This window comes from Micromonospora humidisoli, from assembly GCF_016900955.1.
GTDB lineage: Bacteria > Actinomycetota > Actinomycetes > Mycobacteriales > Micromonosporaceae > Micromonospora > Micromonospora wenchangensis.
On sequence record NZ_JAFEUO010000009.1, the window covers coordinates 223,486 to 240,616 of the forward strand.

A 17,131-nucleotide genomic window follows, 5' to 3' on the forward strand; every position below is an offset into this window, starting at 1 on the left:
GATGTCCGCCGTCGGGCCGGTGTCCGGCGAGCCGGGGCCGGCCCAGCCGACCCCGTCCACGTCCGTCGGGCAGACGCCGCCGACCTCCGTCGAGCCGACCCCGCCGGCCGGGGTGCACGGCCACCGCTCCCGGCTGCGGGCGACCCTGCGCGCCGGGGGTCAGCTCGCCGGCACGTTCGTCAAGCTGCCCGGCGGTGACGTGATCGCCCTGGCCGCCCGCTCCGGACTCGACTTCGTCGTGATCGACCTGGAGCACTCCGGCCTGGACGAGCGGACCGCCACCGACCAGCTCCGGCTCGCCGCCCTGGCCGGCCTGCCGGCGCTGGTCCGGGTGCCGGCCGTCGACCCCGGCCAGGTCAACCGGCTGCTGGAGGCCGGGGCCGTCGGGATCCAGCTGTCGACGGTGCGCCGACGGGCCGACGTCGAGGCGCTGCGCTCGGCCAGCCGGTACGCCCCGCACGGCCGGCGCAGCATCAGCCTGGCGCACCCGTCGGCCGGGTACGGCGGCGACGGCCTGGACCGGTATCTCGCGGTGGAGGCCGAGCACCCGCCCGTACTGGTGGCCCAGATCGAGACGGCGACCACCGACGACCCGCTGCCCGCCCTGCTGGCCGGGGTGGACGTGGGTTTCGTCGGGACCACCGACCTGGCGGTGAGCCTGGGCCTGTCGACCACCGACGACCCGGGGCCGCTGCTGCGGCGTACCGGGGACATCGCCGCCGCGGCCCGCACGACCGGGACCCACCTCGGCGGCTGGGTGCCCGAGCGGTCCGCCGCGGCGCTGGACCGCTGTGGCCTGACCGACGCGCGCTACCTGGTCGTCGGTTCGGACCTGCACCTGCTCGGCACCGGCCTGCGTCGGCTCGCCGCACCCCTCTGACCCGCCCGAGAAGGGACGCGTTCACATGCTCAACCCGCAGCTCTACCGCACCTCGGTCAACTGGGACGACATCCCGGCCACCGACGTCCGGCCCGGGGTGCGCCGCAAGGTGTACGCCACCGACGAGGTCCTCTTCGCCTGGCACGAACTGGCCGTCGGGATGGACCTCAACCCGCACCACCACGACGACTTCGACCAGCTGGTGCTGATCCTCGGCGGCCGGTGCAACTACTACGTCGACGGCGTGCCGCACCCGATGGGGCCGGGTTCGATGCTGCTGGTGCCGCGCGGCGCGGAGCACTACATCGAACCGACCGAGGGCCCGTGCATCAACGTGGACGTCTTCGCCCCGCCCCGGGCGGACTTCCTGCCGCACGCCTGGCGTCCCGGGCAGGGCTGACCGGCGATGACCGACATCGTGGTGGTGGGCAGCCTCAACGTGGACGTGGTGGTGCCGCTGCACGAGCTGCCCGCCCCCGGGCAGACGGTGCTCGGCGCGGCCGACCACCGGCGGGCCGGCGGCGGCAAGGGCGCCAACCAGGCCGTCGCCGCCGCCCGGCTGGGTCGCCGGGTGGCGATGGTCGGCGCGGTCGGCATCGACGCCGACGGCGACTGGCTGCTCGGGCTGATCGCCGCCGAGGGGGTGGCCACCGAGGCGGTGCTGCGCGCCCCCCGCCCGACCGGGCAGGCGATCGTGCTGGTCACCGCCGACGGCGACAGCACCATCGCGGTCAGTTCGGGGGCGAACATGTGGCTCGCCGCCGAGCATCTCGGCCCGCTGCGTGACCTGCTCGGGTCGGCGCGGGCGGTGCTGCTGCAACAGGAGGTCGACGCGGCGGTGGTGGCCGAGGCGGTCCGGCTGGCCGAGGGGCTGGTGGTGCTCAACCCGGCACCGGCCCGCCCGGTCGACCCGGCCACCCTGGCCCGGGTCGACGTGCTGGTGCCCAACCGGGGGGAGCTGGCCGCCCTGGCCGGCGCGCCGCCGACGGACGCCGGGGCCGACGCGCTGGCCGCGATGGCCCGGTCGCTGGGCACCCGGGGGCCGGTGGTGGTGACCCTCGGCGGTGACGGTGCGCTGGTGGTGACCACCGACCGGCAGTGGCTGATCCCGGCGGAGCGGGTCGACGCGGTCGACGCCACCGGTGCCGGGGACACCTTCTGCGCCGCCCTGGCCGACGCGCTGCTCGACGGCGCGGCGATCGACGAGGCGGCCCGGTGGGCGAGCCGGGCGGCAGCGGTGACGGTCACCCGGCCCGGGGCGATGGAGGCCGCACCCCGTCGCGTCGAGGTGCCCACCAGCGCCTGAACCCCACCCCGTCGGCCCGGCCGGGCAGCGCCACCCGGCCCGGCCGTCGCCGCCGCGGTCCCCGGTCCTGCCGCCCGTCGCATGCCGCCTGTCGGTGACGGTGCGGCCCGGCTCCGGCCGGCTGCGTCCGCTGCCCCCGGCCCGTCCCGGTCGGGGGCAGCGGCGTGGCGGCGACCCCTGCGCGCGTCGGTGTGCCGCCCGCCCCGGCCCGCGGCACACCGCCACGGGCCGGGACGCGTCGTCGGTCAGAAGTGGGCCGGGAAGTCGGCCTTGCGGATCAGGCAGTGGATGCCCTTCACCCCGTCGACGACCTGGCTCACCTCGAAGTCGGCGGCGGCGCTCAGGTAGGCCAGCGCGGTCTGCGGAGGCATGCCCTGGGTGCGGACGAGGAAGTCGACGGCGGCCCGGACGGCCCGCCGCATCGCCTCGTCGAGGTCGCCGTGCAGGCCGACCGGCAGCCAGTGGGTGGCGGTCTCGGCGAACGGCCCGTCGACGGCCCCGACCAGGCCACCGGCCTGCGCCCCGGGGATCACCGACAGCCGCAGGGTGGCCCGCAGTGGCGCCTCCAGGGCGGTCAGCGCCACCTCACCGTCGCCCTGGGCGTAGTGCGGGTCACCGGCGTAGAAGCCCGCCCCGGGCAGCTGCACCGGCAGGTAGAGGGTGGAGCCGACCTGGAGTTCGTTGATGTCGAGGTTGCCGCCGAACGCGCCGGGCGGCACCGAGTGCACCGGCTCGTCGGTGTCCACGGCGACGCCCATCAGGCCGAGGAAGGGGGCGAGCGGGAAGCGGGCCGCCCGGCCGTCGCCGTACGGCAGGGTGCCGAACAGCCGGCCGCCGTGGTGGATCACCTCGGTGAAGTGGCTGACGGTGCCGTACTCCCGGGGGCCGTCGCTGTCCGGGCCGGTGTCGGTGGGGGTGAGCGGGTACTCGCCGGGCAGCGCGCCGTAGCCGTGCCGGCTGCTGATGAAGCCGTACGGGGCGCGGACGAGCAGGTCGAGCACCTCGATCCGGAGCAGGTCGCCGGGTTCGGCTCCGGCCACCGTGATCGGGCCGGTGACCACGTGCGGGCCGTCGGCGTCGTAGTCGTGGGCGACGTCGGAGGCGGCCAGGTCGCGGGCGTCGGTGAGGACCCGGTCGGTGGGCACGTCGAACTGCTTGAGGAAGCCGACCGGGTCGCGGCCCTGGTCCTCCAGGATGCCCTCGTGGCTGAGCGTGTCGATGGTCACGGTCTCGCCGGAGTCGACCCGGAGCACGGGTTCGTGCCGCCGGTCGGGCAGCCGGCCCCACAGGCAGGTGTCCGGGGTGCTGGGCAGGTAGTGGGTTCCACCGATCGGGCCATCGTGCGGCTGGAGCATGACATCCTCCGGAAGGGGTGACACCGGCTGGCGGTGCGACGGGACGGCGCTGCCCGGTGCGGGTGGCCGGCGGCCGGCGACGGGATGCGCGGGCCGCGTCCAAGGGCCGGCGATCGGGGCGGGCGGATCGGCCGGGCCATGTCGGATGTAGGGGATCGTGACCGGCGAAGCAACAGTTGCGTGTTGCGTTCGTATTAACAGCGAGTAACCCGGTGTCGGAGTCTGCCCTGCTCTTGACAGTTGCCATGGCCGAGTAGCAGCATCGTGTAGCGAGATGCTGTCTCGCATGACGTAGAAGGCGGTGAGGTGATGGCGCAGCAGACGCCGGTACGTCCGCTCGGTGCAGCCGGCGCGATGATCGACGAGGACTGGGAGGCGCTGCGGTTCCGCGTGCACCGCTCGGCGTACCGCGACCCCGAGGTGTTCCGGACCGAGATCGACCGGATCTGGAATCACACCTGGCTCTATCTCGGCCACGAGACCGAGATCCCGAAGGCGGGTGACTTCAAGACCCGCACCCTCGGCGGTCGACCGCTGATCTTCTGCCGGGACGCCGGGGGCGAGGTGCGGGCCTTCTTCAACGCCTGCACCCACCGGGGCACCGTGCTGTGCCGGCACAGCGAGGGCAACACGAAGTTCTTCCAGTGCTTCTACCACGCCTGGGCGTTCAGCAACTCCGGCGAACTGGCCGCGCTGCCCGGCGACGACGCGTACCCCGACGACCCCGCCTTCCGGGCGTCGATGGCGCTGCGCCAGGTGCCCCGGCTCCAGATCCACGAGGGTTTCGTCTTCGTCGCCTTCGACGCGGACGTGCCCGACCTGCTGACCCACCTCGGGCCGGCCGCGCACTACATGTCACTGACCGCGAAGATCGGCGAGCACGGCATGACCACCCTGCCGGGCGTGCAGCTCTACAGCGTGAAGGGCAACTGGAAGCTCGCCGTCGAGAACGCGATGGACGGCTACCACTTCGCCCCCACCCACAACACCTTCGTCGGCTACCTGCGCGAGACCGGGTTCGCCGTCACCGACGACGACCAGTACGCCTACGACCTCGGCGGCGGCCACGGGCTGCTCGTGCTCACCGGGCACAACGGCCGGATCGGGATGGTCTGGGAGCCCCGCTTCGGCGACGAGGAGAAGACCCGCACCGTCGCCAAGCGCCGCGAGCTGGAGGCCCGTCTCGGCCCCGAGCTCGCCGCCGAGGTGGCCGACGCCAGCCGCATCCTGTTCGTCTTCCCCAACCTGCTGCTGTTCGACCTGGAGGCGCTGACCATCAGGCAGCTCGAACCGGTCGCCGCCGACCGCACCGACGTGCGGGCGTGGCAGTTCGTCGAGGTCGGCGAGCCGGAGTCGGTCCGCGCGCTGCGGATCAAGACGATGGTCAGCTTCGTCGGGCCGGGCGGCCTGGCCACCCCCGACGACATCGAGGCGTACGAGGCGGTGCAGCGCGGCATCACCGCGACCGCCGACGCGGTCGACCCCGCCCACGACTGGAGCGACATGTCCCGGGGCATGGCCAACGAGAAGCAGGGCAACCAGGGCCGCTCGATCGACGAGGGCGCGATGCGCAGCTTCTGGCGACGCTGGGCCGAGAAGGTCGGGGCGAGCACCAGCGTGGCCGGCGACCCGCCGGCCGGTACGCCCGCCGCCCGACCCGCCGCGGGGGGTGCGGGCAAGTGAGCGTGTCGTCGATGACGGCCGGGAGCCGTGGGGGAGTGGTCAGTGTGGCATCGCGCGAGGTGACCCGGGCCGAGGTGGAGGAGTTCCTCTACCGGGAGGCCCAACTGCTCGACGAGTGGCGGCTCGACGAGTGGCTCACCCTGATCGAGCCGGGTGGCCGGTTGGAGGTCCCGACCACCGACTGGGCCGGCTGGGACGCCACCACCGCCGGGTACTTCGTGGCCGACGACTACGAGCTGATCCAGGCCCGGGTCAAGCGGCTCAAGAGCCGCAAGGCACACGCCGAGAACCCGCACTCGCGCACCCACCGGATGATCTCCAACGTGCTGCTGCTGGAGGCCGGCGCGGAGACCGTCTGGATCAGCGCCAACTTCATCATCCACCGCTACCGCGACAACGGCGCCTACACCTACGTCGGCCGCTACGAGCACGTGCTCAAGGTCGACCCGGACGGGCTGCGGTTCCGGCTGCGCCGGGCCGTGCCCGTGATGGAGTCGATGGACCCCGGCGCCCGACTCAGCTTCATCCTCTGAGCCGGCCGCCATGATCACCCACATGTTGGTCTTCCGGTTCCGCGACGACCTGCCGCCCGGCGCGGCCGAGTCCGTCCTGGCCGAGCTGGAGACCTTCCCGAGCCGGTATCCCGCGATGCGCAACTGGCGCAGCGGGGTCAACGTCAGCACCCGCGACACCAGCATGACCCACGGCTTCGTCGTGGAGTTCCCCACCGAGCAGGACCTGCTCGACTACCTGCACAGCGACTCGCACGAGCGGTTCGTCCGGGAACGCTGGCGGCCGGTCATCGAGCGTCAGGCCATCGTCAGTATCCCCACCGCCGGGGACGCCCAGCCCATCGAGAGGGGTCACAGATGACCACCGAGGCCACCGCCCGCCGCCGTGGGCCCTACGGCATGGAGTACGCCCGGATCGAGGTGCCCGACCTGGCCGCCTCCATCGAGTTCCTCCAGTACCACGTCGGGCTGCAACTGGAACAGCACGACGACGAGTACGCGTTCCTGCGCGCCGACCTGGAACACCACAGCATCGAGCTGGTCGCCGCGCCGCAGCGTACCGAGTCGTGGACCACGGCGGTCGGGTTCAGCGTCGAGAACGACGCCGTCCTGGACGACCTGCGGGAGCGGGTCACCGCCGCCGGGCACGAGGTGTTCGAGCTGGCCGACCGGGTCAAGGGCCTGGTCCAGCGGGGCTTCGCCGTGCGCGACCCCAACGGGCTGATCGTCGAGCTGTTCACCGAGTTCCAGGAGTACGCCGAGCCGCCGCTGATCGAGCTGCGCCCGCTGGACCTGGTGCACCCGTTCCTCGCCACCGACAAGTACGACGAGACGCTGGCGTTCTACACCAAGGTGCTCGGCTTCCTGGAGTCCGACCACGTCGGCGACGTCACGGTCTTCCTGCGCAGCGAGGACCGCTACCACCACAGCCTGGCGATCCAGCGCAACAACGAGTTCTACGTCGCGCACCTGTGCTTCATGATGAAGAGCTTCGACCACGTGATGCGCGGCCGGGCACGGGCCCAGTACAAGCAGGTCCCGATCGCCTCCGACCTGGTCAACCACTCGGCGTCCACGTCGATCGCCTTCTACATGCACGACACCCGGCACGGGCCGCGCTACGAGCTGTGCGACAGGCACCGGGTGTTCACGCCGGAGGAGCACGAGACCCACCGGGCCCGCCGGATGGCGGTCGACCCGCGCAACATCGACGTGTGGCGGCCGGCCGCCGACGACTGGGCGCGTTTCTGACCCGCGCCCCCGTCAGGACCGGCCGGCGGACTGTCGTACCCGCCCGTCGGTGAGGGGCGCGAACGCGGGGTGGCCCGGTCAGGGGGCCACCCCGCCACCCCGTCCGGGCCCGGCACGTCCGGTGTCAGGTGTCCGGGCGTGTCCAGCCGCGTCCAGCATCCCCTTCCCGTCCCACTCCCCGTTGCGAGGATTGCCGTCCGGTCGGCCCATGGTCCGGCCGACGGATCCTCTCGTGATGGGAGTGGTGAATGTCAGAACGTGTCACCATCAGCCGGCCGGACAGGAAGAGACCGAGCCGTAGATCTCTGCTCGCCATGGCACTCGTCGCAGTGTCCTCGATGGCCTTCGTCCCGACGGCCGCGGTGGCGGGGCCGGTCGACCGGCCCGCCGGCCCCGGGGGCGCGGCGGATCAGGCCCGCGCCGCCGGCCGGGCAACCCCGGCGTCCGCCGCTGCCGTCGCCGGGTCGGGCCGGGCGACCGGGGCGGCGGACATGGCCGCGGCGATCGCCGCACAGCGGGGCATCAGCCGCGACGCCGCCGAGAAGCTGCTGCGCGCCGAGGACGCCCACGTCCGGCTCGCCAACCGGTTGACCACCGAGCTGGGTGCCAGTTCGGGCGGGGCGTACCTGTCCGACGGCGCCCTCGTCGTCACCGTCACCGACGCCGCTGCCGCCGCGAAGGTGACCGCCGCCGGCGCGAAGGCGCGCCTCGTCGCCCGGGGCGAGCGGCAACTACGGACCATCCAGCGGACGCTGGAGGCCGCGGCGAGTGAACCCGGCACGACCTGGGGGGTGGACCCGGCGACCAACCAGGTGGTGGTGAGCCTGCCGACGGCGGGAGCGAAGAACGCCGTGCAACGCTCGGCGGCGCGCCGGTTCGGCACGGCGGTCCGCTTCGAGACCGGCGCCGGCCCGATCCAGCCGAACGTCGGGATCTCCAGTGGGGACTCGTTGGGTGGCTGCTCGGCCGGGTTCACCGCCACCGACTACACCTTCAACTACATCATCACGGCCGGGCACTGCACCCAGGGCTACCCGCACTGGACGCTGCCCAACGGGCAGGACGTCGGGCCGTCGCTGGAGAGCAACTACCCGGAGAACGACTTCGGCCTCATCTGGATGAACGGTCCGTCGGTCTGGGCCACCGGCACCATCAACCTGTGGAACAACACCAGCCGCAGCATCCACGGCTGGGCGACGGCGGTGAGCGGGCTGTCGGTCTGCAACTCGGGCCGGACCACCGGATTCCGGTGCGGTTCCGTGCTCAAGACCAACGTGACGGTCAACGGCGCGGGCGGCACCGTACGTCAGATGATCGAGACCAACATCTGCACCCTCGGCGGTGACAGTGGTGGGCCGCTCTTCGCCGGCAACACCGGGTACGGGCTGAACTCGCACGCCAACCGCAACGGCAACCAGTGCAACTCCTCGCCGCGCACCTGGCACCAGCCGGTGGGCGAGGCGATCACCACGTACCAGGTCGTCATCTACGGTGCGCCGTGACGTGCGGCGACGAGCAGAGGAGACAGCGATGAGAACCGCACTCACCCGGGCCGTACGCCTCACCGCCGCGGCCGTCACGGCGACGACGGTGGCCCTCACCGTGGCCGTCAGCCCCGCCCAGGCGGACCTCTGGCAGCACACGGACGGGTTCGAGAGCAACCCGGCGGCGGTGTGGGAGTTCCACCGCTCCGGTGCCGGCAGCGGAGCCTTCGAGCTGGGCGCGGGGAAGGCCCACTCCGGTGCGAACAACGCCATTCTCACGACGTCGGCCGGCGGCTGGTCCGGGGTGGGCAAGCTGCTCACCGTACGGCCGCGTACCGCCGGGCACAACACCACCTGCGGCGGCGGGTTCTACGTCCAGGCGGTCAGCGGGCCGGCGGTGCTCAACGTCGAGGTGATCGATCCGGCGAGCTGGACGTACCTCGCGTTGCGTACCGTCCGGATCACCGACACCGTCTGGCGGCGGCACGACGTGGCCAGCTACGCCAACGGCCCGAGCCAGGTGTTCGTCCGGGTCTCCCTACTTGGCGGCAGCGGCCCCGTACGGGTGGACGACATGGCGTTCCAGTGCACGTTCTTCAGTAACTGAGCAGGCCGACCATGGCGGGGCCGGCGCGCGTCGCGTCGGCCCCGCGACGTCCGTACGCCCGCGCGGGATCCGTCGCCGTACCGGTGCGGGTGTCGCGGCGTCGTTTCAGGGCAGCGGGACGACGTAGGAGTCGACCCGGGCGATCAGCCCGTCGCGGAAGGTGAACAGGTCGTTGAAGGCGAAGCGGAACGGCCCGTGGTCGACGCTGACTCCCCGGCCCTCGCCGGTGACGACGACGACCGGGCCGTCCTCGTGTACGCGGTGGACGTCGAGCGCCGGGCTGCCGGTGAACGCCGGGTTCTCGATCTCCCCGTCGAACTCCGCCCTGCCGTGGGTGGTCCGGTGACCGTGGATGACCCACTCGACGTCCTCGGTGAGGGTCGCGAGGATGCGTGGGTGGTCGCTCGTCCGGAACCCGGCGAAGTATTCGGCGACGAGGTCACGTTGGGTCTGCGGGGTCATGGTTGCTCCGTCGTCACATGGTCTGGTGCAGGCGTCGGGCCGGGCTGGCGCAGGTGTGCGGCGAGGGCGTCGAGGATCGCGGCGAGCCCGTCGACCGCCCGGGCGGTGCGTAGCTCGGGGGGAAGTCGTCGCTGGTGGACGGTGAGGTCCGTACCGTCGGTGGTGGGGCGGAGGGTGACGATCGTGCGTAGGCCGGTGACCGGTTCGTCGAAGACGAGTTCGTGTGGTGCGGTGACGCGCACGTAGACGAACCGGAGCCGGTGGGTGCGGCCGTCCGGCGCGCGGGTGTCGAGCGCGAACTCTCCGCCGGGGCGTAGGTCGACGGTCACCGACCCGGACGGCACGGTGGCGTGCGAGCCGCCCCAGAAGGCAGTGATGCCGGCCGGCGAGGTGAACGCGGCCCAGACCCGCTCGGGCGGCGCGGCGAGCTGCCGTCGGGCGATCAGTTCGTCGCCCCGCAGGTGTGCGTCGGTCACCGGGCCGCCCCGTCGTCGGTGAGGTGGTGCTCCAGGGCGTCGAGCCGGTCGTTCCAGGTGCGCCGCTGCTCGTCGATCCAGGTGCCGAGCAGCGAGAGCTGATCCGTCCGGAGGCGGCAGGGGCGTCGGGTGCCCTCGCGTCGCTGCTCGACCAGGCCGCAGCGGCGCAGCACCCCGACGTGGTGCGAGATCGCCTGCGGGGTCAGCTCGAACGGCGCGGCGAGCTGACCCACCGTGGCGTCCCCGTGGGCGAGGCGGGCCACCAGGGCGCGTCGGACCGGGTCGCCGAGCGCGGCGAAGGCCGCGTCGAGATCCGGACCGGGTGCCATGGGTACGGAGGCGGTGGACATGGCTCCACCATAATGCAAACGATGGCTTGCGCAAACGACTACTTGCTGATGGGTCGCCCGGGAGCAGCCGCGGGGACCCGGCGTCGTGTCGACCGGGCGAGCAGCAGCCCGACCGTGAGGACGGCGGCGGCGACCGGGAGACCCCAGGGCCGCCGGGTAGCCGCCACGGTGAACGCGAGCGGCCGACCGGGCGCCGCGATCCGGCCGTCCACCTCGTACCGGCCGTAGGGGGCCGCGCCGGTGGGCACCCGGACGTGGTACTCCCGGGTCTGCCCGGCGGCGATGCCGCCCAGCGTCGGGGCGGCCACGATGGTCCGGGCCCGTCCGGGCGGCCCGACGGTCAGCTCGAACGGCGGGTCGGTGACCTCCTTCTCGCCCGGGTTGTGCAGGGTGATGCGGACCGCGAGTTCACCCGGCAGGCCGAACCAGCCGCGCGCCCCGGAGCGGTCGTCGGCGTGCACCGCCACCAGGGTCAACCCGGCCGGGACGGCCGGCGCGACGGCCGGCGCGGTCACCCCGGCCAACGTCAGGTCGGCGACGGCGGTGGCCGTGCCCGTCGGCGTCCGGACCCGCAGCACGCACGGGCAGGCCACCGGCGGGGCGGCCACCAGCACCGGCAGGGTGGCCCGGCCGGACGGCGGCACCTGGCCGTGGGTGGCGGCCCCGGTCGCGCAGTCGAGCACGCCGCGCCGGGCGGCGTTGCCGCACACCTCGATCTGGACGGTGCCGGCGGGCCAGCCGTCGAGGCCGACCAGCACCCGCTGGCCGACCCGCAGCGTCCCTGCCGGCACGGTGACGCCGGGACCACCACCCGCCGGGGCGCCGGCCGCGACGCTCGCCCCCGGGGCCGGAGCCAGCGCGGCGGCTACCGCCAGCAGGGCGACGGCACGCAGCGGCCCGGTCACCGGGCGGGCGGGGCGTCGGGACGCGGGTCGACACCCGGAGCCGCCCCGGCGGCGGTAACCGGAGCCGGCCCGTCGGCGGCAGCGCCGGTCGCGGAGGTTGCGGCCGGTCGCGGGGTGTCGGCAGGGTCCGGGGTGGACGGTCGACCGGCGGCGGCAGCGGCCCGGCGTCGCCACCACCGTAGTCCGGCCCAGCCGGCCGCCCCGGCGAGCAGGGCCAGCAGCAGCCACGGCGGGGCCCACACCCCGGCGGTCCGGACCACCGGCGGCAGCGCGGTGTCCGTGGTGGTCGCCGCGATGTCGACCTCGGCGGTCAGCCGCAGCAGCGGAGGTACGCCGGTGATCCGTTCGGTGACCGTGAAGGTGGCCCCGGGCAGCAGTTCCGGCAGGTCGGTGGGGGAGGTGCGGGCCTGCTCCCGGCCGAAGGGCGCGCGCACGGTCACCGTGCCGCTGCCGCCGACCCGCACGTTGCCGTCGTTGCGCAGCCGGTAGCGGACCACCAGGTCGCCGCCGCCGAACGGGTTGACCGGGTTGTCGTAGGAGACGTCGACCGCCTCCACCGTGACGGCGGGCCGGACCGGGCCGGTGACCCGCAGGTAGACCCGGGCGGCGAGCCGCTGGTCGACCAGGACGCGCTGCCCGTCGGCGGTGGTCCGGATCCGGGCGACCGCACCGATCACCCCGCCGGTGTGGTCGCCCGGGGTGGCGTTGGCCGGCACGGTGAGCCGGAACGGGATGTCGACCCGCTTGCCCGCCGGAATCGTCCACTCGCGCCGTTCGACCCTGATCCAGGAGCCCACGTCGGTGGCCGGCCGGTCCGCCGGCAGCAGGGCGAACGCGCCGTCGGTGGAGGTGTAGGCGTCGGTGCCGTACACGTCGAAGGTGACCGGGCGGTCGCCGAGGTTGGTGATGCCGACGTGGTCGGTCAGGGTGCTGCCCGGGGCCAGGTCGTAGATGAAGTAGTTGCGCCCGGTCGGGCCCTTGGCGCTGGACGGTTGGACGGCCCAGCGCGCCGCTCCGGTCTGGCCGGCGGCGGCCGTCGGGCCGGGCGACGGGGCGGGCGCGGCGGGGGCCGGTGCTGGCGGGGCCATGGCCACGAGCAGCGTGACGGCGAGCACGGCGCTCGCCCGGGACAGGATGGTACGCAGGGACATGCCGGGCTCCGGGAACGTGATCGGGCCCGGTGGGGCGGGTGGCGAGCCCGCCCCACCGGGGTGGTGCCGGATCAGGAGAGGGTGAGGGTGAGCACCGCGCTGTAGTCGCCCGCCAGGGCGGACGCCGGAACCCCGAGTTGGAGTTCGGCGCCACAGGTGAAGGTGCCGTTGCTCGCGCCGGTCGCCGAGGTGCACAGCGCCCGAGCGGTGCCGAGACCGGCGCCGGGCGCGGCGGGCGCGCCCGGGGTGACCACGCCGGGGGTGCCGGCGAGGCCGTCGGTGCCGACGGTGGCGCTCGGTGTCCACCCGAGGTTGTCCGCGGCGATGGTGCCGCCGGTGGTCGAGGCGAAGTCGGAGACCTGCCCGACCAGGCTCCAGCCGGCGTTGGTGCCGCGCAGGTCGGCCACCGTGGCGGCGTTGAGCGCCCCGGTGGTGACCTGCCCGTTGCTGACCGCCGGCAGGGCGACCGTGGCGCCGGCCACGCCGAGGGTCAGCGCGCCACCGGTGACGGTGGCGGTGATCTGCTGGTCGGCGTCGCCGCCGCCGGCCGGCGTACGGGCGAAGGTCACCGGGGTGAAGGTGTCCTGGCTACGGTCGGCCGAGCCCCGGGCGGCAAAGGTGATCACGTAGCACTGCACGGCCGTGCAGTCGACCCGGGTGCCGGTGCGGTCGGTGTAGACCGCGCTGATCGGCAGGGTGGTGCGGAACGTGCCGTCGGCGTTGAGCCGGTCGCGGGCCTCCGTCGGCTCGTTCGTCTTGTTGACCCACTTGGTGACCTGCAGGACACCGGCGTTGGTCCAGTGCTCGTCGACCTTCGGGCCGAACGAGACGTAGATCCCCGCCGCCCCGTTGGCCTCCGGGTCGAAACCGCTGCCGGTGACCGTGATCGTCGCCCCGGCCGGGTCGAGCCCGGTGGCGGGGGTGACGCCGACGGCCGGTCCGGCCGGTTCGCCGCCGCCACCGGTGGAGAAGGTGAACGACAGCGGGTCGAGCGCGGTGCCGGCGGTGTAGAAGCCGTTGAACGCCGAGGCGCCCTCGGCGGTCAGCGTCGCCGCCAGGTCGGTCGCGGTCACCGTGCCGCCGCTGCCACCGGGGTTGTCGTCGCTGACGGCGATGGTGGCGATGGTGGCCTGGCGGACCGAGACCGGTTCGGTCGCGGTGGTGGTGAGGTCCACGTCCGCCTTGACCGCGGCCGTGCCACCGGTCACGACGACCGTCGGGTTGGCCAACGCGATGGTGAAGAAGTGCGCCGGGTACGAGAAGACGATCTTCCCGCCGTATGCGGCGTCGATGGCGTCGGTGTCGGCGTCGTACGTGCCGCCCTTGGCGGGGAAGGTGAAGGTGCCGTCGCTGTTGATGCGGGCACCGTCGCTGGCGGCGATCGGCGGGTTTCCGTTGCCGGTGTTCACGTAGGCGCGGAAGGACGCCTTGAAACCCCAGGTCAGGCTGCCGGAGCTGAGCTCCGTCCCGGCGGCCTGGGCGGGGCTGACCCCGACGAGGACGGTCGACGCGCCGAGCAGGGCGACCGCCGCCCAGCGCAACGACCGCCACCGACCGGCATTGGTTCTGGATCTGACCATGGTGCTCCCTCTGTGATGCCCAATACGGACAGTGGTTGAGGTTAGGCAAACCTAACCAGCGAGGCACCCAGCGAGCGGCCGAAGATCTTGGGCCGAAGAACCCCTTGTGAACAGCGGATCAGTCGCTTAGGTTAGGCAAACCTTAACTACGGTCGGTGTGGCAGCCGGCCCGATCCGTCATGGGAGGAGCCTGATGCGGGCACTGCCTCGCGCCATCCTGGCCGCCGTAGCGGTCACTGTCAGTATCGGTGCGGCGTCGACGCCGGCCCACGCCGGCACCGGGCGGGGCCCCGCCGGGCAGACCCTCACCGCCACCCCCAGCAGCGGGGTGTCCCGCACCGGGGCGACGGTGACCGTCAGCGGCAGCGGATACGACGTCACCAAGGGCATCTACGTCGCCTTCTGCGTGGACAACGGCGTCGGCGTCGCCCCCACCCCGTGCGGCGGCGGTGTCGACACCACCGGCAGCAGCGGCGCGTCGCACTGGATCTCGTCCAACCCACCCTCCTACGGGGAGGGACTGGCCGTCCCGTACGGCCCGGGCGGGTCGTTCCGGGTGACCCTCACCGTGAGCCCCCGCATCGGTGACGTCGACTGCACCGTCAGTCGGTGTGTGGTCGCCTCCCGTGCCGACCACACCCGCACCGCCGACCGCTCCCAGGACGTCCGGGTGCCCGTCACCTTCGCCGCCGCCGCAGCGCCCGCACCGACCCGTACCCCGGCCGCCGCCCCGGCGACCACCGGCGGTGCCGCCCGGACCACCCCACCGGCGGCGACCCCGGCCGGCACGCCCACCGGTGGCGCACCGGCGTCGGCCGCCACCGCGGTCGCCCCCGCCGGCACCGGTGGAACGGCCGGCCCGGCGGGCCCGGCCGATGCCGGTGACCAGGCGCAGGTGACCCGGGTCAGCGCCGCCTCCGACACCGGCCGCTGGTGGCTCGTGGCGCTGGTCGTACCCCTGCTCGTCATGGCCCTGCTCGCCGGCCTGCGCCGGCGTCGCCGACGCCGGGCCGCATCGTGACCCGGCGCGCGCTGCCGCTCGTCCTGGTGCTGCTCGCCGGGGCGCTGGTCGGCTGCACCGACCCGGCCGCCGAGGCCCGACCGGGCACACCGACCTCCTGTGGCCCGGTCACCGCCGCCGTGGGCGACACCGACGTCACCCCGCTGACCCCGCCGCCGGCCCCGGCCCTGCCGGCCACCGTCACCTCCACCGACGGCGTCGTCACCACGGTCACCGACGCCACCCGCATCCTGCCGGTCAACCTCTACGGGTCGATCGCCGAGATCGTGTTCAGCCTCGGCCTGGGCGGCAACGTCGTCGGCCGGGACACCTCCACCACCTTCCCGGCCGCCGCGCACCTGCCGGTGGTCACCCCGGCCGGGCACGACCTGTCCGCCGAGGCGGTGCTCGCGCTGGCCCCCACGGTGATCCTCGCCGACGACAGCATCGGTCCACCCGAGACGCTGCGGCAACTGCGCGCCGCCGGCATCCCGGTGGTCCTCGTCGCCGCCGAACAGCGCCTCGACGCCGTCCCCGGGCACGTACGGGCCATCGCGGCGGCGCTCGGTGTCGGCGCGGCCGGCGACCGGCTGGTCACCCGGATCGAGGCCGACATCGCCTCCGCCCGCGCCGGCGCGGGCGGAGGCACCGCCCCCCGGGTCGCCTTCCTCTACCTGCGCGGCACCGCCGGGGTCTACCTGATCGGCGGGCGGGGCGCCGGCAGCGACGCGATGATCGAGGCCGCCGGGGGAGTGGACGCCGGCAGCGCGATCGGCCTGGCGAAGTTCCGCCCGCTGACCAGCGAGGGCCTGATCAACGCCGCCCCGGACGTGATCCTGGTGATGAGCGGTGGGTTGGAGTCCGTCGGCGGCGTCGAGGGCCTGCTCAGGCTCCCCGGGGTGGGGCAGACCCCGGCCGGCGTCGCCCGCCGCGTCGTCGACATGGACGACGGCGTCCTGCTCAGCTTCGGCACCCGATCCGGGCAGGTGGTCCGGGCGCTCGCCGACGCGCTGCACTGCCGGGGCCCACGATGACCGTCACCGGCACCCGACCGGCCACCGGGGACACCGGAACCGGCCGCCCCCGCCGCACGCTCCGACGGGGGCCGGTCCTGCTCACCGGGCTCACCGTCGGGCTGCTGCTGGTCGCCCTGGTCGCCGCCGGCCGGGGACAGGTCGCCGTCGCCCCGACGGAGGTGCTCGGCTCGGTGCTGCACCGCCTCGGCCTGGACCTCGGCCCCCGGCCCGCCGCCGTGCACGGCGAGAGCGCACTGTGGCTGGTCCGCTTCCCCCGGGTCGCGCTCGCCGCCGTCGTCGGCGCGGCGCTCGGCTGCGCCGGTGCGGTCATGCAGGGGGTGTTCGGCAACCCGCTGGCCGAACCGGGCGTCATCGGCGTCTCGGCCGGCGCGGCGGTCGGTGCGGCGCTGGCCATCGTCACCGGCGTCACCGTCCTCGGTGGCTGGACGGTGCCCGCCGCCGCATTCGCCGGTGGCCTCGCCACGACCTGGCTGGTCTACCTGCTGGCCCGCTCCGGCGGCCGGACCGAGGTGGTGACCCTGGTCCTCACCGGGGTCGCAGTCAACGCCGTCGCCGGGGCCACCATCGGGCTGCTGATGTTCGTCGCCGACGAGTCGGGCGTGCAGGCCATCGCCTTCTGGAACCTGGGCAGCCTGGCCCAGGCCAACTGGTCGGCGGTCGCGCTGGCCGCGCCCTGCCTCGCGGTGGGGCTGCTCGCCACCCTCGCCGACGCCCGCCGGCTCGACCTGCTCGCCCTGGGCGAGCGGTCCGCCCGGCACCTCGGGGTCGACGTGGAACGGCTGCGGGTCCGGATGATCGTGGTCACCGCGCTGCTCGGCGCGGCGGCGGTGGCCTTCACCGGCATCATCAGCTTCGTCGGCCTGGTCGTGCCGCACCTGGTCCGGATGGTCGCCGGCCCCGGACACCGGCTGCTGCTGCCGGCCAGCGCGCTCGGCGGGGCGATCGTCGTCGTCGCCGCCGACCTCGCCGCCCGAACCCTCGTCGACTACCAGGAGCTGCCGCTGGGAGTGCTCTCCGCGCTGGTCGGCGGCCCCGCCTTCTTCTGGCTGCTGCGCCGCACCCGGGACCGCGCCGGCGGTTGGGCGTGAGCGG

At 74.1% G+C, this 17,131-nt stretch carries 19 protein-coding genes; 12 read left to right on the forward strand and 7 right to left on the reverse strand.

The annotated features are described in order from the left end of the window. Position 1 precedes the first annotated feature (1 nt). From JQN84_RS28260 to JQN84_RS28270, 3 genes are read left to right on the forward strand one after another with little or no spacing between them, the layout of a single operon-like run. A complete protein-coding gene (locus JQN84_RS28260; RefSeq protein ID WP_204961608.1) occupies positions 2-880 on the forward strand; it encodes an HpcH/HpaI aldolase family protein in 879 nt (292 codons plus the stop codon). Positions 881-905: 25 nt separating this feature from the next. Continuing rightward, the gene (locus JQN84_RS28265; protein ID WP_088647236.1) at positions 906-1,280 is read left to right on the forward strand and encodes a cupin domain-containing protein; all 375 of its coding nucleotides are present in this window, start codon (positions 906-908) and stop codon (positions 1,278-1,280) included. Positions 1,281-1,286: 6 nt separating this feature from the next. Continuing rightward, positions 1,287-2,186 (forward strand): ribokinase, encoded by a 900-nt coding sequence (locus tag JQN84_RS28270; protein WP_204961609.1) that lies wholly within the window; start codon positions 1,287-1,289, stop codon positions 2,184-2,186. Positions 2,187-2,431: 245 nt separating this feature from the next. Here the strand turns inward: JQN84_RS28270 and JQN84_RS28275 are convergent, their stop codons facing one another. After that, positions 2,432-3,541 (reverse strand): acetamidase/formamidase family protein, encoded by a 1,110-nt coding sequence (locus JQN84_RS28275; protein ID WP_204961610.1) that lies wholly within the window; start codon positions 3,539-3,541, stop codon positions 2,432-2,434. A gap of 309 nt (positions 3,542-3,850) precedes the next feature. On the opposite strand from JQN84_RS28275, the gene JQN84_RS28280 reads away from it, so the two are divergent. The 6 genes from JQN84_RS28280 (at position 3,851) to JQN84_RS28305 (ending at position 9,078) form a co-directional block, all read left to right on the forward strand. Next, positions 3,851-5,224, forward strand: coding sequence for an aromatic ring-hydroxylating oxygenase subunit alpha (locus JQN84_RS28280; protein WP_204961611.1), 1,374 nt, complete (start codon positions 3,851-3,853; stop codon positions 5,222-5,224). Between the two features lie 44 nt (positions 5,225-5,268). Beyond that, complete coding sequence (locus JQN84_RS28285) at positions 5,269-5,757, forward strand: aromatic-ring-hydroxylating dioxygenase subunit beta (RefSeq protein ID WP_204961612.1); 489 nt, start codon at positions 5,269-5,271, stop codon at positions 5,755-5,757. A gap of 22 nt (positions 5,758-5,779) precedes the next feature. Next, positions 5,780-6,097 (forward strand): Dabb family protein, encoded by a 318-nt coding sequence (locus tag JQN84_RS28290; protein WP_168222470.1) that lies wholly within the window; start codon positions 5,780-5,782, stop codon positions 6,095-6,097. Further along, positions 6,094-6,987, forward strand: a complete 894-nt coding sequence (locus JQN84_RS28295) for a VOC family protein (RefSeq protein ID WP_088647651.1) — start codon at positions 6,094-6,096, stop codon at positions 6,985-6,987. The genes JQN84_RS28290 and JQN84_RS28295 overlap by 4 nt, the downstream gene beginning before the upstream one ends. Positions 6,988-7,301: 314 nt before the next feature. Next, a complete protein-coding gene (locus tag JQN84_RS28300) occupies positions 7,302-8,489 on the forward strand; it encodes a S1 family peptidase (protein WP_204961613.1) in 1,188 nt (395 codons plus the stop codon). Positions 8,490-8,517: 28 nt separating this feature from the next. Continuing rightward, the gene (locus tag JQN84_RS28305; RefSeq protein ID WP_204961614.1) at positions 8,518-9,078 is read left to right on the forward strand and encodes a hypothetical protein; all 561 of its coding nucleotides are present in this window, start codon (positions 8,518-8,520) and stop codon (positions 9,076-9,078) included. Between the two features lie 105 nt (positions 9,079-9,183). On the opposite strand, the gene JQN84_RS28310 is transcribed toward JQN84_RS28305, so the two are convergent. The 6 genes from JQN84_RS28310 to JQN84_RS28335 all read right to left on the reverse strand — a co-directional run bounded on the left by JQN84_RS28310 (position 9,184) and on the right by JQN84_RS28335 (position 14,002). After that, on the reverse strand, positions 9,184-9,540 hold the full coding sequence (locus JQN84_RS28310; protein ID WP_204961615.1) for a nuclear transport factor 2 family protein: 357 nt from the start codon (positions 9,538-9,540) through the stop codon (positions 9,184-9,186). After that, positions 9,537-10,016, reverse strand: a complete 480-nt coding sequence (locus JQN84_RS28315) for an SRPBCC family protein (RefSeq protein WP_204961616.1) — start codon at positions 10,014-10,016, stop codon at positions 9,537-9,539. The genes JQN84_RS28310 and JQN84_RS28315 overlap by 4 nt, the downstream gene beginning before the upstream one ends. Next, positions 10,013-10,366: an ArsR/SmtB family transcription factor gene (locus tag JQN84_RS28320; RefSeq protein ID WP_239486331.1), complete on the reverse strand. Its 354-nt coding sequence runs from the start codon at positions 10,364-10,366 to the stop codon at positions 10,013-10,015. The genes JQN84_RS28315 and JQN84_RS28320 overlap by 4 nt, the downstream gene beginning before the upstream one ends. Positions 10,367-10,404: 38 nt before the next feature. Beyond that, a complete protein-coding gene (locus JQN84_RS28325; protein ID WP_204961617.1) occupies positions 10,405-11,271 on the reverse strand; it encodes a hypothetical protein in 867 nt (288 codons plus the stop codon). Next, positions 11,268-12,422 (reverse strand): WxL protein peptidoglycan domain-containing protein, encoded by a 1,155-nt coding sequence (locus JQN84_RS28330; protein ID WP_204961618.1) that lies wholly within the window; start codon positions 12,420-12,422, stop codon positions 11,268-11,270. Before JQN84_RS28330 ends, JQN84_RS28325 begins: the two co-directional genes overlap by 4 nt. Before the next feature lie 71 nt (positions 12,423-12,493). Beyond that, positions 12,494-14,002 (reverse strand): HtaA domain-containing protein, encoded by a 1,509-nt coding sequence (locus tag JQN84_RS28335; protein ID WP_204961619.1) that lies wholly within the window; start codon positions 14,000-14,002, stop codon positions 12,494-12,496. A gap of 193 nt (positions 14,003-14,195) precedes the next feature. Here JQN84_RS28335 and JQN84_RS28340 point away from each other — a divergent pair, with 193 nt between their 5' ends. The 3 genes from JQN84_RS28340 to JQN84_RS28350 are packed head-to-tail and all read left to right on the forward strand — an operon-like array spanning position 14,196 to position 17,127. Continuing rightward, entirely contained in the window at positions 14,196-15,023 is an 828-nt protein-coding gene (locus JQN84_RS28340) for a hypothetical protein (protein WP_204961620.1), read from the forward strand. Next, positions 15,020-16,036, forward strand: a complete 1,017-nt coding sequence (locus tag JQN84_RS28345) for a heme/hemin ABC transporter substrate-binding protein (RefSeq protein WP_307821463.1) — start codon at positions 15,020-15,022, stop codon at positions 16,034-16,036. Before JQN84_RS28340 ends, JQN84_RS28345 begins: the two co-directional genes overlap by 4 nt. Continuing rightward, positions 16,033-17,127 carry a FecCD family ABC transporter permease gene (locus tag JQN84_RS28350; RefSeq protein ID WP_204961621.1) on the forward strand — a complete coding sequence of 365 codons (1,095 nt, stop codon included), beginning with the start codon at positions 16,033-16,035 and terminating at the stop codon, positions 17,125-17,127. The genes JQN84_RS28345 and JQN84_RS28350 overlap by 4 nt, the downstream gene beginning before the upstream one ends. Positions 17,128-17,131 lie beyond the last annotated feature (4 nt).